Below are 18,614 nucleotides of genomic sequence, written 5' to 3'. Positions count from 1 at the left end.
GCGCATATTGTAAGTGCATTAAAATGCAGCGGCCAACATCAATTTACTCAATATTGGGCCACGACATGCCGATGTGCGGCTGTGAGTCCGGCTAGTATCGGGATGGCAACCTGATGATAAAGCCTGCGCGGTGATGCGCCTGATTTTTTTTGCCAAAGGCCAGTTCAAGGGGGATATTGGAAAAAAATCCAACCAGTTTGATATCGGTAAACAACATGGACATGGACAAATAAAAAGGGCCACCTCTTGCGAGATGGCCCTTTCCAAACGTTTGGTGGAGCTGGGGGGATTTGAACCCCCGTCCAAAATTACTACATCCTTGGCACTACATGCTTAGTCACTCTTTACATTCGCCAACCCGCTGCGGAGAGACACGCCACGAATTGACTAGCTCGATTGGTTTTAATGCTTCCGCCCCGAGCAGGACTTCCACACGATCCTGTGAAGGATGACCTTCCGATTCCCTAGGACACAGGCAAGCTAGGGTAGAAGGGCTCTATGCAGGTTATTAAGCTGCTAGTGCGTAGTTTTCGTCGTTTGCGACTATTTTTTTGCGGTTTATTAACGAGGCCTACCGCACCTCGGCATGCACCTTGGGTTTCGTGAATCTTGTCGAATCCAGAATCAGCCCCAAGTTGTTAATTGCGATTGTACGCAAAAATGCTGTCATAGCAAGGCGTTGATACCCATTCCCTCTGACAGCCAGTCTGTTTGCCGATTTATTGTACGCAGCTGAGCCTGCAGAGCCAGCTGCGCCGGGGGAAGGTGAACCGGCGTTCTGATGCTGCCAGTCGCAGGTTAGCCGCGATGCTTGTTCTTCATGATGCGGGCTTTTTCCCGATCCCATTCGCGGGCCTTGGTATCTTCGCGCTTGTCGTGCTCTTTCTTGCCCTTCACCAGGCCGATTTCGACCTTGACCCAGCACTGTTTCCAGTAGAGGGCGAGGGGAACTATGGTGTAGCCCTGACGGGCAATCAGGCTTTCGAGCTTGTCGAGTTCACGACGGCTCAGCAGCAGTTTGCGGGTGCGGGTCGGGTCACATACCACATGGCTGGAGGCCGCTTGCAGTGGCAGGAAGCTGGAGCCGAACAGATAGGCCTCGCCATCACGGAAGATGACATAGGCTTCGCTGATGTTGGCCTTGCCCGCCCGCAGGGATTTGACTTCCCACCCTTGCAGGGACAGACCCGCTTCGATCTTCTCTTCGATGAAGTATTCGTGGCGCGCGGTTCTGTTGAGTGCAATGGTGCTGGACCCGGCTTTGTTTTTACTGTTTTTTTTGCTCATGACGGGCGATTTCCGGCAATGACTAGGAGGCTCGTATTATACGTAGGCAGGGGCGGCTGTAAAACGCGCAGCAGGTCAAGTGGTGGCTTTCTGAGCGGTTTGGCTGAGGTTTTACCTCCACAACCCCAAACATGGTGATAAAATCGCGCCGATTGGATGAGGAAAAGCCATGCCCCGAATTACGCGCAGTGCCCTGGTGATGTTCAGTGCAGAACAGATGTTCAAGTTGGTTAACGATGTGGATGCCTATCCGCAGTTTTTGCCCGGCTGTGTCGGCAGCCGTGTCCACGAGGCTGGCGATGACTACATGATGGCGTCGGTCGATGTGGCCAAGGCGGGGATTGCCAAGACCTTTACCACCCGCAATCAGCTGGATGTGAACCGCCAGATCAGGATGGAGCTGGTGGATGGCCCGTTCCGCAAGTTGGCGGGCTGGTGGACCTTTACCCCGCTCGATGTGGATGCCTGCAAGGTGGAGTTTGATCTCGATTTCGAGTTTACCTCCAAGCTTATCGAGGTGGCCTTTGGTCAGGTATTCCGCGATCTGGTGAGCTCCATGGTCTCCGCCTTCTCCAACCGGGCGAAGGAGGTATACGGTGTCTGACCAGCTCAACATCGAGGTTGTCTATGCCTTGCCGCAGCAGCAGACGGTGATTGCCCTGCGGGTGGCGCCCGAGACCTGCGTGCTGGCGGCCATCGAGCAGTCCGGCATCGTGCAAAAACACCCCGAGATCGATCTGGCGGTCAACAAGTTCGGTATCTACAGCCGCCCGGTGAAAGGGAGCGAGCCGCTGCACGACGGGGATCGTATCGAGATCTACCGCCCGCTCATCGCCGATCCCCGCGAGATGCGCAAAAAGCGGGCCGAGAAGGCCAAAGAGGAGGGGAGAGCCGATAGCGTGACCGGTGGTCGCCCTGATGTGCATCGCAAGCACCGCGAGTAGCGCTCAGGTTTTTCTTGCAGAAAAAAGGCGCCGAGGCGCCTTTTTTTGATCCCGTTAGCCGGTGAGCTTGCCGAGGGGATATCAAGAGAGGGTGGCTTCTGCCACACCCAGTCGGGCACGGGCCCAGGCGGCCAGTAGCTCTACCCCGCTTTGCATCACCCGCTCATCGAAATCGAATTCGTTGTGATGGTGTGGTGCCGCCAGATCGGCCCCCAGGATGAGGTAAGCCGCTTCGCCCCCCTGCTTTTGCACCCGCTCCATCAGAAAACCGGCATCTTCGCTGGCGCCAAAGCGGCGAGTCTGGATAGTGGCGAGCCCTTGCTTGCGGGCCAGCGCCGCCAGCTCGGCCTGCAGCGCCGGACTGTTGTCGAGGGCAATGGCCTCACCCTGCTTGATGATGCGGTAGGTGACACCGTGGGCTAGGGCGGTACCTTCGACGATGCGCTGTACCTGACTGAACATGTAGTCGTTGAGCGCGCTGTCGGCGCCGCGGGTCTCACCGCGCAGCTCGGCATGATCGGGGATGACGTTGCGACCGCTGCCTGCGTGAAGCTGGCCGACGTTGATGCGGGTCATGCCGTCGCGGTGGCGGGGAATGCCGAGCATGGAGGTGGTGGCCATGCAGGCGGCGGCCAGCGCATTGCTGCCTGCGTTGGGTTCGAGTCCCGCGTGGGCGGCGGTGCCCATAAAGTGGACGTCGAACTTGGTGGAGCAGAGAAACTCGGTGGGGTTGATCACCAGCTCGCCGCTGCCAGCGTGAATACCGATATGGAGCGAGAGCAGGGCATCCACGTCATCGAGTGCGCCACCGGCAGCCAGCGCCTTGCCACCGCGGCACCCCTCTTCGGCGGGTTGGAAGAAGAGCTTGATGCGACCGCACAGCTGCTCCTTCATCGCCATCAGGCGGCTGGCCAGCCCCATGCCGATGGCGGTGTGGCCATCGTGGGCGCAGGCGTGCATCCACCCCTTGTTGTGGGAGGCAAAACCCTCTTGCTGCGGTTGGTGCTGTTCGGCGTCGGACTCTTCCACCTCCACCGCATCGATATCGAAGCGAAAGGCCAGGGTCGGACCGGGACGGCCGGTATCCAGCTCGCCCATCAGGCCAGTGACATCGCCGATCCGCTCCAGCCAGTCGGGATGGGCCCCCTGACGGCGGGCGCGAGCCTTCTCGGCCGCCACATCCACATCACGGCCCATCATCAGATTGCTGGCCAGCAGCTTGTCGCCGAGCACGATGCGATAACCGAGCTCGCTCAGGTGGTGGGCAATCAGGCTGGTGGTGCGAAACTCTTTCCAGGCGGCTTCCGGCAGGCGGTGCAGGTCGCGGCGCCACAGGATCAGGTGCTCAAGGGTCATCTTGGCTTCCTTGGTGATTCGATTTGTCGGCTATTGTGCCTTTTTTCCCGGCTGACCACACGGGGGCTGCAGCTGGTCGGGGGAGCTGTGCGTGCGAGTGGTGGCTGTGAGGGCAGTGAATAGTGGTGAGCGCCCATAAAAAACGCCTCCACAAGGGAGGCGTTGTCGATAGCTGGTTATCAGGCCGCGTGATGGTAAGCGGAGGCTTCAAACAGTTTCTTGTTGGCCACCAGATCGATGGGGTCAAAATCATCGACGTTGATGGTGCGCAGGCGACTTACTTCGGCGCGGCGCAGCAGCTCGGCTTCGCTCTGGGTCAGTACGCCAGCGGCCAGGCCGATGTCGGCCACCTTGTCCAGCGCCATGAAGGGACGCTTGATACCATCGCTCTTGCAGACTTTCTCGAACAGCGGCTCGGCGGCCAGTACGTCATCGAGCGCCTGCTCCAGCAGACCGAAGGGGTTGCCCTCTTCGCGGGTCAGATACTGCCCCTTGGCCAGGCGACTACGGGTCTCGCTCGGGGTTTGCAGTAGACGGGCAACCTGTTGATCCAGCTTGTCGCATGGACGGTTCAGGTCACGACCCAGCGGCAGCACCACGGCGCGCAGGGCAAGGCCAATCCACCGGTTCGGGAAGTTGCGCAGCAGCTCGTCGATCGCCTCTTGTGCCTTGAACATGGCATCTTGCAGTGCCCAGTGCAGCAGCGGCAGGTCGGCCTGCTGGCGTCCCTCGTCCTGATAGCGCTTGAGGGCGCTGGAGGCGAGATAGAGCTGGCTCAGCACGTCGCCAAGGCGGGCGGAGACCCGCTCCTTGCGCTTGAGCTCGCCACCCAGAGTGCCCATCGCCATGTCTGACAGGAACGCCAGGTTGGCCGAGAGGCGGGAGAGTTGCTGGTAGTAGCCCTTGGTCTGATCCTTGTAAGGGGCCGCGGCAAAGCGGGCGCCGGTGATACCGAGCCAGAAGCTGCGTACCAGGTTGCTGATGGCAAAGCCGACGTGGCTGAATACCGCCTTGTCGAAATCTTTCAGCGCCTGCTCCTTGTCGGGATGGCTGGCGGCCAGCATCTCCGGCAGTACATACGGGTGGCAGCGGATAGCGCCCTGACCGTAGATGATCATGCTGCGGGTCAGGATGTTGGCCCCTTCCACCGTAACGGCGATGGGGGCACCCTGATAGCCACGGGCCAGATAGTTGTTGGGGCCCATGCAGATGGCCTTGCCGCCGTGGATGTCCATGGCATCGATGATGCACTTCTGGGCACGGTCAGTGAGGTGGTATTTGACGATGGCGGAGATGACCGAGGGTTTCTCGCCAAGGTCGATACCTGTCACGGTCAGGTTGGCTGCGGCGCCCATGATATAGGCGTTGCCACCGATGCGGGCCAGCGGCTCTTCAATCCCTTCCATCTTGCCGATGGGCAGCTTGAACTGGCGACGGATGCGGCTATAGGCGCCGCTTGCTAGGGCCAGCATCTTGACGCCACCTGTGCTGTTGGAGGGCAAGGTGATGCCGCGACCGACTGACAGACACTCGACCAGCATGCGCCAGCCCTGACCGGCCATGGCCGGGCCACCGATGATGAAATCGAGCGGGACGAACACATCCTTGCCCTGGGTCGGGCCGTTCTGGAACGGCACGTTGAGCGGGAAGTGGCGACGGCCGATGCCGACACCCTTGATGTGAGTGGGAATGAGGGCGCAGGTGATACCGAGCTCTTCCTCTTCACCCAGCAGGTGTTCCGGATCACGCAGTTTGAAGGCCAGACCCAGCACGGTAGCAATGGGGGCGAGCGTGATGTAGCGCTTGTTCCAGGTGAGGCGCATACCGAGCACCTCTTTGCCTTCCCACTCGCCCTTGCAGACGATACCGAAGTCGGGGATGGAACCGGCATCAGAACCCGCTTCCGGGCTGGTCAGGGCGAAGCAGGGGATCTCTTTACCTACCGCCAGACGGGGCAGGTAGTAATCCTTCTGCTCGTCGGTGCCATAGTGCTGCAGCAGTTCGCCCGGGCCCAGCGAGTTGGGTACGCCGACGGTAGAGGCGAGCACGGCGCTGGCGCCGCACAGTTTTTGCAGGACACATGACTGGGCGTAGGCCGAGAACTCCAGACCGCCATATTTCTTCTTGATGATCATGGCGAAGAACTTGTTGTCCTTCAGGTATTGCCACACCTCGGGGGAGAGGTCCGCGCGCTCGTGGGTCACTTCCCAGTCGCTCACCATGCGGCACACTTCCTCGACCGGACCATCCATAAAGGCCTGCTCTTCGGCAGAGAGGGTGCTGACCGGGATGGCGTGCAGCTTTTTCCAGTCCGGGTTGCCCGCGAACAGATCGGCTTCCCACCAGGTGGTGCCCGCTTCAATCGCCTCTTTCTCGGTGCGGGACATCTCCGGCATGATCGATTTGTAGATCTTGAACAGCGGCTTGGTTATTTGATTGCGGCGAAATTCCACCAGATTGAGCGGGATGGCGATCACCGCGAACAGCGCCCATACCAGCAAGGGCACATGACCATAGATGGCGCCAAGCACCAGGGCGGCGCCGGTGACCAGGGTGGAGATGAACAGGGATGCCCGGCGATAGGCCAGGGCTCCGATAACCAAGATCACCCCGAGCAGAGTGAGGGTCGTCGTCATTGCTTGCTCCTTGCGTGAAAGATTGCCAACGTGGCGTAACTGATCCAGAGGTCTGACCTGTTGGATATGGCCCCTGTTGTAATTCATACGCACAAAGTTATCAAGCTGTTTACATCTTCATTACCTTCTCTCTGTGATCCCCATAACGCTCACGCGACGCCAGCGCTGTGGCTCGCAGGGGGGCGACTGTGCGATTCGCTTGTGCGAGAATAGCCGCGATCTACACGCACACTAAAAACAGTGGAAGAGACATCATGTACCAAGAATTGATCCGCAATGAACTGACCGAAGCTGCCAGCGTGCTGCAGGCCTTCCTGGCTGATGAACAGAACCTGAAAAACATCGAAGCGGCCGCCAAACTGCTGGCTGACTCTTTCAAAGAAGAGGGCAAGGTGCTCTCCTGTGGCAACGGTGGCTCCCACTGTGACGCCATGCACTTTGCCGAAGAGCTGACCGGTCGTTACCGCGAGAACCGCCCGGGTTATGCCGGTATTGCCATCTCCGATCCGAGCCACCTATCCTGCGTCTCCAACGACTTTGGCTATGACTATGTCTTCTCCCGCTATGTGGAAGCGGTCGGCCGCCGTGGCGACGTGCTGCTTGGCATCTCCACCAGCGGCAACTCCGGCAATATCCTGAAAGCCATCGAGGCTGCCCGCGCCAAAGGCATGAAAGTGATCGCACTGACCGGCAAGGATGGCGGCAAGATGGCGGGTCTGGCGGATGTCGAGATCCGCGTGCCGCACTTTGGCTATGCCGACCGTATTCAGGAAGTGCACATCAAGGTGATCCACATCCTGATCCAGCTGGTCGAAAAAGAGATGGCCAAGTAATCAGGCCATCGTCACCAGACAAGGGCAACGCCCATGGTTCGCCATCGGCCGGTTGTTGCCAGTCACAGGGGAAGGGATTGCGCCTTCCCCTGCTGTCTGTCGAACCAGCGTGCTGGTCGAACATGACACAAGCCAAATCATGAAAGGAGTCTGCCGGATATGTGCGAACTGCTCGGCATGAGTGCCAATGTGCCGACCGATATCTGCTTCAGCTTTACCGGGTTGATGCTGCGCGGCGGCAAGACCGGGCCCCACAAGGATGGCTGGGGGATCACCTTCTACGAGGGGAAGGGCTTTCGAACCTTCAAGGATCCCGAGCCCAGCGCCCAATCTCCCATCGCCAGACTGGTACAGGCGCTGCCCATCAAGAGCTGCGCCGTGGTCAGCCACATTCGGCAGGCCAACCGTGGCTGCGTGTCACTGGAAAATACCCACCCCTTTACCCGTGAGCTGTGGGGTCGTTACTGGACCTTCGCCCACAACGGTCAGCTCACCGGCTACAAGAAGCTGCCAACCGGCCGCCACCGGCCGGTGGGGGATACCGACAGCGAGCACGCCTTCTGCTGGCTGCTCGATCGACTGGAGCAAAAATATCCCAAGCGTCCGGCAAACTTTCCCGCCATGTTTCGCTATCTCGCCACCCTGTGTGACGAGCTCAGAGCATTCGGGGTGTTCAACATGCTGCTCTCGGACGGGGAGTATGTGATGAGCTACTGCAGCAACAACCTGCACTGGCTGACCCGCTGTGCGCCCTTTGGCGAGGCGAGCCTGCTGGATGAGGAGGTGGTGATCGACTTTCAAAGGGAGACCACCCCCAACGATGTGGTGACCCTGATCACCACCCGTCCGCTGACCGGCAATGAGAATTGGGTCAAAATGGCGCCCGGCGAATTCAATCTGTTTCGCATGGGGGAGCGGGTGGCGACCAACCAGGTCGCGCTTGAGCAAGATAAAAAAATACCAGGGTAGATACCTACCCTGGTTCTTCGCAGCAGCCATAAAAGGCAAAAGGGATGAGAGGTGTTGCTGAGCATCATCACTCTGACGGCATTAAGTGTTGATCAATTGTTAATTGATGGCAATCAACTTGTTGTATTGAGGGGCGTTTCGGCATCGCTATTTCGATACTGATCACATTTTTTGCCACTTTATTCCCTGAGCCATCCAATCGGGTGCTTCATCACAGCCTGGTCGTGAGCCACGACATCGAAAACTATCTATAATATGGTCTGTTTGAATACCGTTCTGGAGGAGCCTCGCATGGAGTGGGTGGATCGCAAGGTGTTGCAGCAGCTGGCAGAGGATATCGGTCCGGATATGCTGCCCGTGGTCATCGCAGTCTTTATTGAAGAGGTGGGCGAGCAGCTGAGTCAGCTCAGACCCCTCTATGAACAGGGAGAGTGGGAGGCGCTGGCTCGGGTGGCGCACAGCATGAAATCATCCTGTGGCAGCTACGGCGCCATGCCGAGCTATCAGCAGGTGATGGCGCTGGAGATGGCCAGCAAGCAGGCCGATGTGGCCGAGGCAGAGCGCCAATTGCAACTGCTGGAGGCCTCCTTGCCCCAGGTGCTCGCGTTTCTTGCCGATTATCAGTAACGGCGCCATGCAGGGATGCCGTGGCGCCGTTACCGTTGCCTAACGCTGGTTGAGCAGTTGCTGGATGATTCGGTCCAGCGCCAGTTTCAGCTTCAACCGATCGTGCCGATGGGGCAGCTCAAGCTCGCCCAGCTCGGCTTCGATCACTCGCCCTTGCCAGTCCCCCGCATCACCCGCGCCTTGTGGGGCCAGGATGGCATCCAGCCGACCCTGACCGACCCGGGATTCCAGCCAGCGACACTGACTCATCAGATCCAGCTGACTGGCAGGGCCGTTTTCCGCCACCAGATTGCAGACGAAAACCAGCATGGCGCTGCTCTCGTTGATGGCCTGGGCGATCTCGGCCTGCAGCAGTGGCGGCATGATGGAGGTGAGGAAACTGCCCGGCCCCAGAATGATCATGTCCGCCTGCTGCAATGCCAGCACCGCTTCCCGGGTCGCTTGCACTTCCGGCATCAGGCCGAGGGAGAGGGGAGGGGTTGCCAGTTGATCGATGGATACCTCTCCTAGGATCTGGGTGCCACACTCCATATGGGCGCAGAGATCGGTGGGAAATTCAGACATGGGTAGCAATTGTGACTCGATTTTGAGCATGTCACTGATCAGCTTGATAGCATCAAGAGGACGGACACAGAGATTATCGAGCGCCAGCAGCATCAGGTTACCAAGGTTGTGACCCGCCAGCTCGCCTTTGCCGGCGAAGCGGTATTCGAACAACAGGCTGCCGATGCTGGGATCGGTGACCAGCTGGTTCAGGCAGTTGCGCAGATCGCCCCAAGCGATGCACTCCTGACTCTTGCGCAAGCGTCCGGTCGAGCCACCATCATCTGTGGTGGCGACGATGCCGGTGAGCCGTTGACCGAGAAACGAGAGGGACGAAAGCACTCGTCCCATGCCGTGGCCACCACCGATGGCAACGACCCGATCGAAGTCATTGATGTTTTTTTGCCACATATGGGCGTCCTGTCATTGGTCTCAGTTGACCGCTATGTTAGCAAGCGAAGCGAGATAATTGTTTGATAAAGGTATGATTTTTGCTTGAGGCTGCCATTCAATAAAACAAGGAGATGGTGTTGAAATTTCTGACCGTTCACTCCCTCGCCCAGAATTCATCGCTGGCGGCCCAAGATATCTGCGCGCAGCTGCGCCACCATGCCGATCAGGCCCCCTCCCTGCTGTTACTCTATTTTACCCAAGCCCATGAGGGGGCGATACTGCGCGACGCGCTCAAACGCCAGTTCCCGACGACCCGCTTGCTTGGGTGCAGCTCTTGCGGTGGTGTCATGACCGAGATGGGACACCACGCCCGAGACGGATATGGGCTGGCCGTTGCTGCCCTGTACGATGAGAAAGGGGCCTTCGGGGTAGCCGGTGCCAGCGGCGACGGGGTGGATGTGCGACAGTTGCTGCGCCGAGCCATGAGCGACTGTGGTCGGCCGGGCGAGCTGCCCCAGTTGATCCTGTTTCATGCCAGTCCCGGCAAGGAAGAGGGGCTGCTGGCCGGTATCGAGGCCGAACTCGGTGCCTCGGTACCGGTGGTCGGTGGATCCGCGGCTGATAGCAGCGTCAGCGGTGACTGGCAGCTCTGCTGGGATGAGGCGGTGGCTCAGGATGGCATCGGTCTGGCGGTGCTCTATCCCGATTGCCAGCTGGCTTTTCAGTTTCACTCCGGTTATGTGCCTGCCGAATTCAGCGGCGAGATCACCGCCAGCAACGGGCGGGAGGTACTAACCATCGATCACCAGCCTGCCGCCGAGGTCTATGCCTGCTGGTGCGGGCGCGAGCAGCCCTGGCCGGTGGGGGCGATTTTGCGGGAGACCACGCTCACCCCGCTGGCTCGTCAGGTGGGAGCGCTGGATGGCATTCCTTATTACAAACTCTCCCACCCCGAAGCGGTGACCGAACAGGGCGGGCTGCGGCTCTTTACCGATGTGGTGCAAGGGGAGCGTCTGTTGTTGATGTACAGCAGTCAGGAAGGGTTGTTGCAGCGCAGCCTCAATGCCATGCGCGTTGAGCCAGGGTATGGGGTCGACGTGGAATTGCAGCCTATCGGCGCTCTCATCATCTTTTGTGCTGGTTGCCGTTTGGCGCTAGGTGATATGTTGTGCCAATTTGTCGAGCAGAGCCAGGCTCGCCTCGGCAAGATCCCTTTTATCACCCCCTTTACCTTCGGCGAGCAGGGGCGGCTGCCCAATGGCGAGCTGGCCCACGGCAACCTGATGGTATCGAGCGTGATTTTCCTGACCCGTTGAGTCGGCAGAACATAACAGAGCAGGCAACAAGATGATTGGCAACAGTGAACTGGAAGCCCTCGGCGACAAATTGCAGACCACGCTGGTCGACCTTATGCGTTGCCGCGAGCGCGAGGCCAAGTATCGTCACGAGTCCCAGACTCTGCTGGGGGGCGTTGCCACCCTCGCCGATGCCAAGACGCTGGAGCAGGTGCTGGAGAGCCTTATCCAGGTGCTCAAACCCTTTATCGGCTTTGAGCACGCGGATGTGGTGGCCTGGGAAGGGGATCAGGGAAGTACCCACCTCAGTACCGAGCCAATGCTATCAGCCCGCAGTTGGCGCATGACCCCGGCGTTTGCCCGCGCCATCTCGGGTGAAACTCTGGTGATTTACGATCCCGCCCAGCTGCCCGAGCTGGCGCCGCTGGCGAGCGAGCCGGGCTGGGCCAGCGTGATGCTGACCGGGCTGCAGGCCCCCGGTTTTACCGCCACCCTCATCTGCCGCCACGCTCGGGCGGGCACCTTCGATCTCACCAGCAAGGCCGCCATGGAGCGATGCCGTCCGCTTATCGCCCAGGCGCTGGTCAACATCACCTATCGGGCCCGCTTGCAGGAGCAGGTCGCGGTAAAAACCGAAGCGCTGCAGGCCAGCGAACGCCGTTTTCGCAGCTTCGCCGCCATGGCTTCGGACTGGTTCTGGGAGACAGATGCCGAGCATCGCCTCAGTTATGCCTCAGAGCCGGGTTATCTGGATGAGATGACCCCGCAGGCGACCCGGCCGACCCTCTATGACTACGTCTGCAACAAGCAGAGCTGCGATGCCCAGAAATATCTGCAGCTTTTGGCGCTGCGCCAGCCGGTGCGAGGGGTGCGGATGCAGGTCGCGCTGCAACACGGCCCCTGCTGGATGGAGGTGAGCGCCGAGCCCTGCTTTGACCATGATGGCCTGTTTATTGGTTATCGCGGCACTGCCCGGGATATCAGCAACCAGATCCGTAGGGAAGAGGAGCTGGCGCGGGCACGGGATGAGGCCGAAGCGGCCAACCGTGCCAAGTCCCAGTTTCTGGCCATGATGACCCACGAGATCCGTTCGCCCATGAATGCGGTGTTGGGGATGCTCGATCTGGTGCAGCATGCCGAGCTGGCGCCGGAGCAACAGAGCCTGCTGCGCCATGCCACCCACTCGGCCAGATTGCTGCAAACCATCATCGACGACGTGCTCGATTTTTCGAAAATCGAGTCGCAAACCCTGGTGTTTCACTGCGAGACCCTGCAACCCGTCCAGCTTTGCCAATCTCTGGTCGAGCCGCTGCAAGCTCGCGCGACCGCCAAGGGGATCGCGCTGGTTTATCGGGTCGATGAGTCGGTTCCCCGGGAGTTGCAGGGGGATCCGATGCGTCTGTCACAGGTGATGGGCAATCTGCTGGACAACGCTCTCAAATTTACCGAGCAGGGGCAGGTGACTCTGCACCTGGGTTGGCAGGATGAGAAGCTGCTGATCTCGGTCTCCGACACCGGGATCGGGATCGCTGATGCGGATCAGGCGCTGCTGTTTGAACCCTTCTCCCAGGTCGACAACTCGGCCACCCGGCGTTTTTCCGGTACCGGCCTCGGTCTTGCCATCAGCAAGCGTCTGGTGACGCTTATGGGGGGAGAGATCCACCTGAAGAGCGAGCCGGGCAAGGGAAGCTGTTTCTGGTTCGAACTGCCCGGCATGGCGTTGCCTTGCCATAGCCAGCCGCAGCGGGAGGAGGGGGCTTCGGCACTGTTGCCACTGGATGTGCTGGTGGTGGAGGACAGCCCGGTGAACCAGTTGGTGGTGTCGCTGATGCTGCAAAAACTGGTGGGCAAGGTACGGTTGGCTGCCAATGGTCTGGAGGCGCTGGCGCAGGTGGATGAGCAGCTCCCGGATCTGATCCTGATGGATATGCGGATGCCCCTGATGGACGGACTGGAAGCTACTCGCCGGTTGCGGGAGTTGGGATGCACCATGCCAATCGTCGCCCTGACGGCCAATGCGATGGCGGAGGACAAGGCGTGCTGTCTGGCGCAGGGGATGGATGACTTTCTCGCCAAGCCCATCACCTTGTCACGGCTGAGAGAGTGTTTGCAGCGTCACTTTGGTCAGCGGTTGCCGACGCGCGGATAAAAAAAATGGTCAACTTTGTGGGTTGACCAGTTCTTCAGCAAATACTGAAGAGAGCACGGGATAAATCGGGTTGTATCAATCTATATGAAAAATCTGTGCCAACTTTTTCAGGACTCTTTTGTGTTCAATTTTGGCCGTTTAGCGCAGCGGCTCTCTCTTGTTATGGCGTTCTGCGTTCCTACTCACTCGCAAAATGCGAATTTCACATTTTCATTGTTGGAATAATTGCATTTTGCAACGCTGTTTTTGTCATTGTGAAATCAGGCGATGCAGGAATTTACGGGCTGCTTCGCTGTTTTGTTTGGCAATCAGCATCTGCTTTTCATAAATCGGCATCGGCAATATCTCGAGCCAGCGTTGGCAGAGCCAGGCGGCATCTTCAAAGCGCTTGTCCGGATAGAGCTCATCAAGCTCCGGATACTGCTCGAACACTTCCCGCAGGCGATTGACCAGCAGCTTGTCGTTGAAATCTGAGTGGGTGCTCGGCCAGTTGGGCAGCATCTCCACCTTGGCCCGGCGCAGGCCCATCTCGTCTGTTTCCATCTCGTCTGTTTCCATCTCGTGGATGCAGAAGCGCTCCAGTCCCAGCACCGTTACACCCAGCAGGCCATCATTGAGGGTGTAGAAGTCAGTCACCTTGACCCGGGTGCCCACCGGCAGAATGCGGCCGGATTGTCCCGAGGTGGTCGACTCTTCCATCACGATGCCAAAGCCCTGATCGTTGATGAATGACTCCTTGAGCATCTGCAGGTGGCGTGGCTCGAACAGACGCAGAGGAAGCTTGCCGCCCGGCAGTATGTGGGAAGGCAAGGGGAACAGTGCCAAAGGTTGTAGTTTCATGTTCCATCCTCCATTGAGTAGTTGCTGAATATGACAATGCAGCGACTGTGCCAGAGAATGAAAAAAGCCACCGGAGGGTGGCTTTTCGGGAGGTTGAGGGCGCTTAGTTGCGCTGCTCCAGATACATGACAGCCGCTTCCACGCGGCTTTGCGCCTCGAGTTTCTTCAGCAGGCTCTTCACGTGAACCTTGACCGTTCCCTCGGAGATATGGAGTACCGAGGCGACCTGTTTGTTGGAGAGGCCTTTTGCAATTTCGCGCAGGATTTGCATTTCGCGACGCGTTAAGCTTTCCAGCTTCTGCTGCAGGTGATCCAGCTCGTAGATGTTTTCGAGATAGGGGCGCAGCGGTTCGCTCAGGATCTGCTTGCCGGTCATCACGTCGGCCAGCTGGGCAAGCAGCAGATCAGGCTCGGTATCCTTGAGCAGGTAGCCGTCGGCACCGGCCTTGAGCAAAGCCACCACATCCTGACGGGCATCGGAGACGGTGAGGATCACCACCCGGGAGGTGATCTCTTCGGCCCGCAGCGCCTTGAGGGTATCGAGGCCGGAGAGCCCCTTCATATTGAGGTCGAGCAGGATCAGGTCCGGCTCGGACTCTTTGGCCAGCGCCACGGCATCTGTGCCGTTGGAGGCTTCACCGGTCACCTCCATGTTCTCTTCCAGAGCCAGCAACTGCACAATCCCTTTGCGCATGAGGGGATGGTCATCTACGACCAGAACTGTGTATTTCATCTCGTCCATCAGGCGTCTCTCGCTAGACTGGTGGGAAAGGTCAGATGCACGCAGGTGCCTTGTGGTTGCTGCTCGTTGATGGTCAGCAGACCGTGCAGTTTGCTGGCGCGCTCGTTCATGATGCTCAACCCGTAATGGTTGATCGCCGAGCTGGCGAGTCCGATCCCGACACCGTCATCTGAAATCTGAACCTCAATGTTACCACTGGCGAGGGTCTCACAGCTAACATCAATCACTTGCGCGTTGGCATGTTTGATGGCATTGAGCACTGCCTCACGGATCAGCTGCAAAATGTGGATATGCTGGCCCGCCTCCAGGTCGTTGTCGGCCAGTCCGTAATGGAACCGGATTTCGGCCTGGGTCTGAGGCTGCAGTTGATCAAGCATGACGCGGATCGCTTCCCCCAGATTGGCATCGCCAATGGTGAGACGGAAGGTACCGAGCAGTTCGCGCAACTGGGTATAGGCATTGCTAAGCCCCTCGTCGATCTGCTGCATCGCCTCCTGCGCCTTCTCATGCTGCCCCTTGGCGTAAGAGCGCTTGAGCAGGGTGGACTGGATCTTGAGATAGGAGAGGGCCTGCGCCAGCGAGTCGTGCAGCTCCCGGGCGATCACCGCCCGCTCCTCCATCAGCAGCAGTCGCTGCTGTTGCAGCAGGGTCTGGTCTTTGTGCAGCACCTGGGCCAGCAGCATGGTGAAGTTTTTGATCAACCGCTCATCGATGGGGTGTTGGCTGATGATGTCGAGGCGGCCGAACTCCTGCTCATCCATCTGCAGATAAAAGCTGGCCACCGCATCGAGATCGCCGGGCCAGCCGGTGCGCCCAGAGATGTAGACCGGCATGGCGTTGTGCTCGAAGCGGGTCAGCCGGATGTGGTCGATATGCTGGTGGGCGGCGGCGCGGTCCAGCAGTTTGATGAGGGTACGGGTACTGAGCGGGGCAGCATGCAGCTTTTGGGCGGTCGAGTAGAGAAACGAGAGGGTGTCGTTGGCCTGTTGCAGCTTGGCGGTTTTCTCTTCCACCTTGTTTTCCAGCTCCCGATAGAGCTTGCCCAATTCGTCGGCCATGGTGACAAAGGCGCGCGACAGCTCCCCCAGCTCGTTTTCGCCGTGGGCGGGCAGCTTAAGATCGAAATCCTGCCGCTGGATCTGGCGGGCACAGTAGACCAGCTGGTTGAGGGGGGCGACCACCTGCTGGCGGGTGAAGCGCACGGTGAACCAGGCGATGGTGATGATGGCCAGCAGGCCGAGCCCCTCCGCCAGTGCCAGCATCCGCACCTTGAATTCCACGTGGTACTGCATCTGATTGACGAAATTGTCGATGGCCGCCACAAACTGCTCGGTGTTATCGGTGTACCGTCTGGGGGTGCGATCTTCGATGTGCTGGCGCATCACCTGCCACTGGCCGAGCACCTCGCCATAGGTGCGACGCAGGGAGGCAGGAGTGATCCAGCGCTGGGTCTCCTGCAGCTCTTCGGCGTGCAGGGTCTCTTCAAACTGGGAGAGGCGCCCCAGCACGCTGTCGCCCCGCTCGATTTCGTAGGCCATCCGGTAGGCCTGCATCCGCAGCGAACCGGAGAGGTTGATCGCCTTGGCATCGGGTACCGAGTAGAAGAGGGTGACCATGGCGACCAGCGCGATCAGGCTGGCCATGAAGAGGATCAATACCATGGCGCGGCCAATGGCACTGCTGACCGAATGGACCCTGAACCGTTTTCCCATACTGATGCGCACCTCTGAATAGTGATAAGGACCCCGCAAGATGCGTGGGAGTGTACTCCAACTTGTGTTAGCATCGAAAAACTAGATGAACTCCGAGCGGTTTTGCCTAAGTCCTAGCGATAGGGGGAAACCAGCCGTCAGCCGACGTTCGAGCTGTAAGGGTCAGGAAAGAAATGCCCTGGCCTCCCGTATTTGGAAAGGTGTTTATGTTGCCACTTGAAGATGGTTTTTCCCGTCGTTTTTACTATTTGCGTCTGTCGGTGACCGATGTGTGCAACTTCCGTTGCACCTATTGCTTGCCTGACGGCTATCGCCCCCCCGAAGGTCACAAAGCGGGGCGTCAACCCTTTCTCTCGATTGACGAGATCCGCCGCGTGGTCAGCGGTTTTGCCGCCATGGGCACCCGCAAGGTGCGCATCACGGGGGGCGAGCCCTCCCTGCGCCGCGATTTCACCGAGATCGTCAAGGTGATTGCCACCACCCCGGGTATCGAGAAGGTCGCCATGACCACCAACGGCTATCGCCTCAAGGAGCGGGCCCAGGAGTGGTTTGATGCCGGACTCAACGCGCTGAATGTCAGTGTCGACAGTCTCGACCCGCGCCAGTTTCATCAGATCACCGGTGAGAACAAGCTGGCCGAGGTGATGGAGGGGATCGAAGCAGCACTGGCCGCCGGTTTCAAATCGGTGAAGATCAATGCTGTGTTGCTTAAGGGGCTCAACGACTACCAGCTTGATGCCTTTCTGGGCTGGATCAGGCACAAGCCCATCGAGCTGCGCTTTATCGAGCTGATGCAGACCGGCGAGATGGATACCCTGTTTCGTGACCACCATGTCAGCGGTGAACAGATCAAACAGCGCTTGCTGGAGAGCGGCTGGGTGCAGCAGTTGCGGGGCACGGATGACGGTCCGGCGCAGGTCTTTATGCACCCCGATTCGCAGGGCGGAGTGGGGCTCATCATGCCCTACAGCAAGGATTTCTGTGCCGGTTGCAACCGGCTGCGGGTCTCCTCGCTGGGTAAGCTGCATCTGTGCCTGTTTGGCGACAACGGCATCGACTTGCGGGATCTGCTCGGCGCAGATGGGCAATCTGATGAGCTGCAACAGCGCATTCGCGCGGCACTGGCGGGCAAGAGTGCCACCCATCGTCTCCATGAGGGCAATGCCGGCATCACCCCTCATCTCGCCTCGATCGGCGGATAACCGCAAAAAATCGCCAACGATTAAATAGCAATCCTCACATGGAGGTATTTTAACCGAGACCTCCATTTTTATTGCGCTGCAAGGCTTTGATCTGGCGCAAGAATCCCCCCTGTTTATCTCCCTGGTGGTATATCCCTTACCTTGTCAGGGCCGCAATATACACCCACTCTTATAATTGGTATCAAGAATGCCAATCATGGACTCGCACTGTCCCCTTCTTCACCAGAACAGGAGTCAACATGCCGGATGAGATCGATCTTGCCCGCCGCGGCCTGTTCCGGGGGCGGCTGAGAACCGCCGAACCGCCGGTGCAGTTGCCCTGGTCAGTCAACTGGTCGGCATTTGTCGCCGACTGCACCCGCTGCGGGGACTGTCTGGCCGCCTGTCCGGAGCAGATCCTGGTGAATGGCGAGGGCGGTTTTCCGGTGGTCGATTTCCAGCGTGGCGAATGCACCTTCTGCACCGAGTGCGTCACTGTCTGCAAGGCGCCGCTGTTTCGCCCGACCAGCGAGTCCCCCTGGCACTATAAGGCCCATATCGAGGCCAACTGTCTGGCCAATGGTCAGGTGTTCTGCCAGCGCTGTCAGGACAGCTGCGAGCCCAATGCCATTCGTTTTATTCCGGTGCTGGGGCGTGTGCCCACCCCGACGGTCGAGCCGGATCGCTGTAATGGCTGCGGCGCCTGCGTGCAGGATTGTCCGGTTGGCAGCATCAAGGTCGACGAGCGAGCCGCCCCATCCGGTGGTACGAGCCAGCCCGCCCTCAAGCAGGAGTCAGAATGAGTCAGAAGCCGTGTGACACAGAAGCCACAATGGATCAGGAGTTCCATGTATCGAGTCTGGTGGTGCTGACCCAGCCCCCCTTGCGCCATCAGCTCGCCGAGCAGATTGGCGCCCTTGAAGGGGCCGAGATCCACGCCGTCAGTGACGAGGGCAAGCTGGTCGTGACTCTGGAAGGTCCGAGCCAGCGGCCGATCATGGCGGCCATTGATGCGATACAGGCGATGCCGGGTGTGCTCTCTGCCGCCCTGATTTACCACCAGTTCGATGAACTGGGCGGTCACTGAAAAGAGTGATGGGATGCCGG

At 59.2% G+C, this 18,614-nt stretch carries 17 protein-coding genes, 1 other RNA gene and 1 riboswitch; of the genes, 10 read left to right on the top strand and 8 right to left on the bottom strand.

Annotation, left to right across the window (positions count from 1 at the left end; translation table 11 throughout):
* Positions 1-272: 272 nt before the first annotated feature.
* Both ssrA and smpB read right to left on the bottom strand, forming a co-directional pair.
* Positions 273-632, bottom strand: a transfer-messenger RNA (tmRNA) gene (ssrA, locus tag OKC31_RS02090).
* A 166-nt stretch (positions 633-798) separates the two neighbouring features.
* Entirely contained in the window at positions 799-1,287 is a 489-nt protein-coding gene (smpB, locus tag OKC31_RS02085) for an SsrA-binding protein SmpB (RefSeq protein WP_005334498.1), read from the bottom strand.
* 169 nt (positions 1,288-1,456) lie between these two features.
* Between smpB and OKC31_RS02080 the strand changes: the two genes are divergently transcribed.
* Together OKC31_RS02080 and OKC31_RS02075 are read left to right on the top strand one after the other, a co-directional pair.
* Entirely contained in the window at positions 1,457-1,891 is a 435-nt protein-coding gene (locus tag OKC31_RS02080; RefSeq protein WP_005334496.1) for an SRPBCC family protein, read from the top strand.
* A complete protein-coding gene (locus tag OKC31_RS02075; protein WP_005353535.1) occupies positions 1,884-2,231 on the top strand; it encodes an RnfH family protein in 348 nt (115 codons plus the stop codon). Before OKC31_RS02080 ends, OKC31_RS02075 begins: the two co-directional genes overlap by 8 nt.
* An 81-nt stretch (positions 2,232-2,312) precedes the next feature.
* On the opposite strand, the gene OKC31_RS02070 is transcribed toward OKC31_RS02075, so the two are convergent.
* Positions 2,313-3,587: an amidohydrolase gene (locus OKC31_RS02070; protein ID WP_270656078.1), complete on the bottom strand. Its 1,275-nt coding sequence runs from the start codon at positions 3,585-3,587 to the stop codon at positions 2,313-2,315.
* 179 nt (positions 3,588-3,766) lie between these two features.
* Positions 3,767-6,223: an acyl-CoA dehydrogenase FadE gene (gene fadE / locus OKC31_RS02065; protein ID WP_042054645.1), complete on the bottom strand. Its 2,457-nt coding sequence runs from the start codon at positions 6,221-6,223 to the stop codon at positions 3,767-3,769.
* A gap of 254 nt (positions 6,224-6,477) precedes the next feature.
* Between fadE and lpcA the strand changes: the two genes are divergently transcribed.
* The 3 genes from lpcA (at position 6,478) to OKC31_RS02050 (ending at position 8,652) form a co-directional block, all read left to right on the top strand.
* Positions 6,478-7,056, top strand: coding sequence for a D-sedoheptulose 7-phosphate isomerase (lpcA, locus tag OKC31_RS02060; RefSeq protein ID WP_005334485.1), 579 nt, complete (start codon positions 6,478-6,480; stop codon positions 7,054-7,056).
* Between the two features lie 159 nt (positions 7,057-7,215).
* Entirely contained in the window at positions 7,216-8,025 is an 810-nt protein-coding gene (locus tag OKC31_RS02055; protein ID WP_005353514.1) for a class II glutamine amidotransferase, read from the top strand.
* Between the two features lie 291 nt (positions 8,026-8,316).
* A complete protein-coding gene (locus OKC31_RS02050) occupies positions 8,317-8,652 on the top strand; it encodes an Hpt domain-containing protein (protein WP_005353511.1) in 336 nt (111 codons plus the stop codon).
* 39 nt (positions 8,653-8,691) lie between these two features.
* On the opposite strand, the gene OKC31_RS02045 is transcribed toward OKC31_RS02050, so the two are convergent.
* Positions 8,692-9,606: a gluconeogenesis factor YvcK family protein gene (locus OKC31_RS02045; RefSeq protein WP_270656077.1), complete on the bottom strand. Its 915-nt coding sequence runs from the start codon at positions 9,604-9,606 to the stop codon at positions 8,692-8,694.
* A 113-nt stretch (positions 9,607-9,719) separates the two neighbouring features.
* On the opposite strand from OKC31_RS02045, the gene OKC31_RS02040 reads away from it, so the two are divergent.
* Together OKC31_RS02040 and OKC31_RS02035 are read left to right on the top strand one after the other, a co-directional pair.
* Complete coding sequence (locus tag OKC31_RS02040; protein ID WP_270656076.1) at positions 9,720-10,904, top strand: FIST signal transduction protein; 1,185 nt, start codon at positions 9,720-9,722, stop codon at positions 10,902-10,904.
* Between the two features lie 31 nt (positions 10,905-10,935).
* Positions 10,936-13,032, top strand: coding sequence for a hybrid sensor histidine kinase/response regulator (locus OKC31_RS02035; RefSeq protein WP_247823139.1), 2,097 nt, complete (start codon positions 10,936-10,938; stop codon positions 13,030-13,032).
* 249 nt (positions 13,033-13,281) lie between these two features.
* Here the strand turns inward: OKC31_RS02035 and OKC31_RS02030 are convergent, their stop codons facing one another.
* The 3 genes from OKC31_RS02030 to narQ form a co-directional block, all read right to left on the bottom strand.
* Positions 13,282-13,872, bottom strand: a complete 591-nt coding sequence (locus tag OKC31_RS02030) for an LON peptidase substrate-binding domain-containing protein (RefSeq protein WP_270656075.1) — start codon at positions 13,870-13,872, stop codon at positions 13,282-13,284.
* A gap of 103 nt (positions 13,873-13,975) precedes the next feature.
* Positions 13,976-14,614 carry a two-component system response regulator NarL gene (narL, locus tag OKC31_RS02025; protein ID WP_005334471.1) on the bottom strand — a complete coding sequence of 213 codons (639 nt, stop codon included), beginning with the start codon at positions 14,612-14,614 and terminating at the stop codon, positions 13,976-13,978.
* Entirely contained in the window at positions 14,614-16,326 is a 1,713-nt protein-coding gene (narQ, locus tag OKC31_RS02020) for a nitrate/nitrite two-component system sensor histidine kinase NarQ (protein ID WP_139460373.1), read from the bottom strand. Before narQ ends, narL begins: the two co-directional genes overlap by 1 nt.
* Before the next feature lie 78 nt (positions 16,327-16,404).
* Positions 16,405-16,545, top strand: a riboswitch (molybdenum cofactor riboswitch).
* Here narQ and moaA point away from each other — a divergent pair.
* The 3 genes from moaA (at position 16,533) to OKC31_RS02005 (ending at position 18,594) form a co-directional block, all read left to right on the top strand.
* Positions 16,533-17,528, top strand: coding sequence for a GTP 3',8-cyclase MoaA (gene moaA / locus OKC31_RS02015; protein ID WP_041202199.1), 996 nt, complete (start codon positions 16,533-16,535; stop codon positions 17,526-17,528). Its footprint overlaps the riboswitch before it by 13 nt.
* A 239-nt stretch (positions 17,529-17,767) precedes the next feature.
* Positions 17,768-18,310 (top strand): ferredoxin-type protein NapF, encoded by a 543-nt coding sequence (gene napF / locus OKC31_RS02010; RefSeq protein ID WP_204420482.1) that lies wholly within the window; start codon positions 17,768-17,770, stop codon positions 18,308-18,310.
* A 29-nt stretch (positions 18,311-18,339) separates the two neighbouring features.
* Entirely contained in the window at positions 18,340-18,594 is a 255-nt protein-coding gene (locus OKC31_RS02005; RefSeq protein ID WP_031227438.1) for a chaperone NapD, read from the top strand.
* The last annotated feature ends 20 nt before the right edge of the window (positions 18,595-18,614 follow it).

Origin of the sequence: Aeromonas sp. Y293-4 (genome assembly GCF_027705905.1) — a bacterium.
GTDB lineage: Bacteria > Pseudomonadota > Gammaproteobacteria > Enterobacterales > Aeromonadaceae > Aeromonas > Aeromonas veronii.
Note: the sequence above shows the minus strand (reverse complement) of the source record. Positions and strands in the feature narration are given on the sequence as shown.

Bases quoted from the DNA above. Each gene is read 5' to 3' on its own strand.
- OKC31_RS02050 (WP_005353511.1), top strand. From the start codon at position 8,317: ATGGAGTGGGTGGATCGCAAGGTGTTGCAGCAGCTGGCAGAGGATATC.
- OKC31_RS02005 (WP_031227438.1), top strand. From the start codon at position 18,340: ATGGATCAGGAGTTCCATGTATCGAGTCTGGTGGTGCTGACCCAGCCC.
- OKC31_RS02080 (WP_005334496.1), top strand. From the start codon at position 1,457: ATGCCCCGAATTACGCGCAGTGCCCTGGTGATGTTCAGTGCAGAACAG.
- OKC31_RS02030 (WP_270656075.1), bottom strand. From the start codon at position 13,872: ATGAAACTACAACCTTTGGCACTGTTCCCCTTGCCTTCCCACATACTG.
- lpcA (WP_005334485.1), top strand. From the start codon at position 6,478: ATGTACCAAGAATTGATCCGCAATGAACTGACCGAAGCTGCCAGCGTG.
- OKC31_RS02035 (WP_247823139.1), top strand. From the start codon at position 10,936: ATGATTGGCAACAGTGAACTGGAAGCCCTCGGCGACAAATTGCAGACC.
- narQ (WP_139460373.1), bottom strand. From the start codon at position 16,326: ATGGGAAAACGGTTCAGGGTCCATTCGGTCAGCAGTGCCATTGGCCGC.
- OKC31_RS02055 (WP_005353514.1), top strand. From the start codon at position 7,216: ATGTGCGAACTGCTCGGCATGAGTGCCAATGTGCCGACCGATATCTGC.
- OKC31_RS02045 (WP_270656077.1), bottom strand. From the start codon at position 9,606: ATGTGGCAAAAAAACATCAATGACTTCGATCGGGTCGTTGCCATCGGT.
- moaA (WP_041202199.1), top strand. From the start codon at position 16,533: ATGTTGCCACTTGAAGATGGTTTTTCCCGTCGTTTTTACTATTTGCGT.
- smpB (WP_005334498.1), bottom strand. From the start codon at position 1,287: ATGAGCAAAAAAAACAGTAAAAACAAAGCCGGGTCCAGCACCATTGCA.
- napF (WP_204420482.1), top strand. From the start codon at position 17,768: ATGCCGGATGAGATCGATCTTGCCCGCCGCGGCCTGTTCCGGGGGCGG.
- fadE (WP_042054645.1), bottom strand. From the start codon at position 6,223: ATGACGACGACCCTCACTCTGCTCGGGGTGATCTTGGTTATCGGAGCC.
- OKC31_RS02040 (WP_270656076.1), top strand. From the start codon at position 9,720: ATGGTGTTGAAATTTCTGACCGTTCACTCCCTCGCCCAGAATTCATCG.
- narL (WP_005334471.1), bottom strand. From the start codon at position 14,614: ATGGACGAGATGAAATACACAGTTCTGGTCGTAGATGACCATCCCCTC.
- OKC31_RS02070 (WP_270656078.1), bottom strand. From the start codon at position 3,587: ATGACCCTTGAGCACCTGATCCTGTGGCGCCGCGACCTGCACCGCCTG.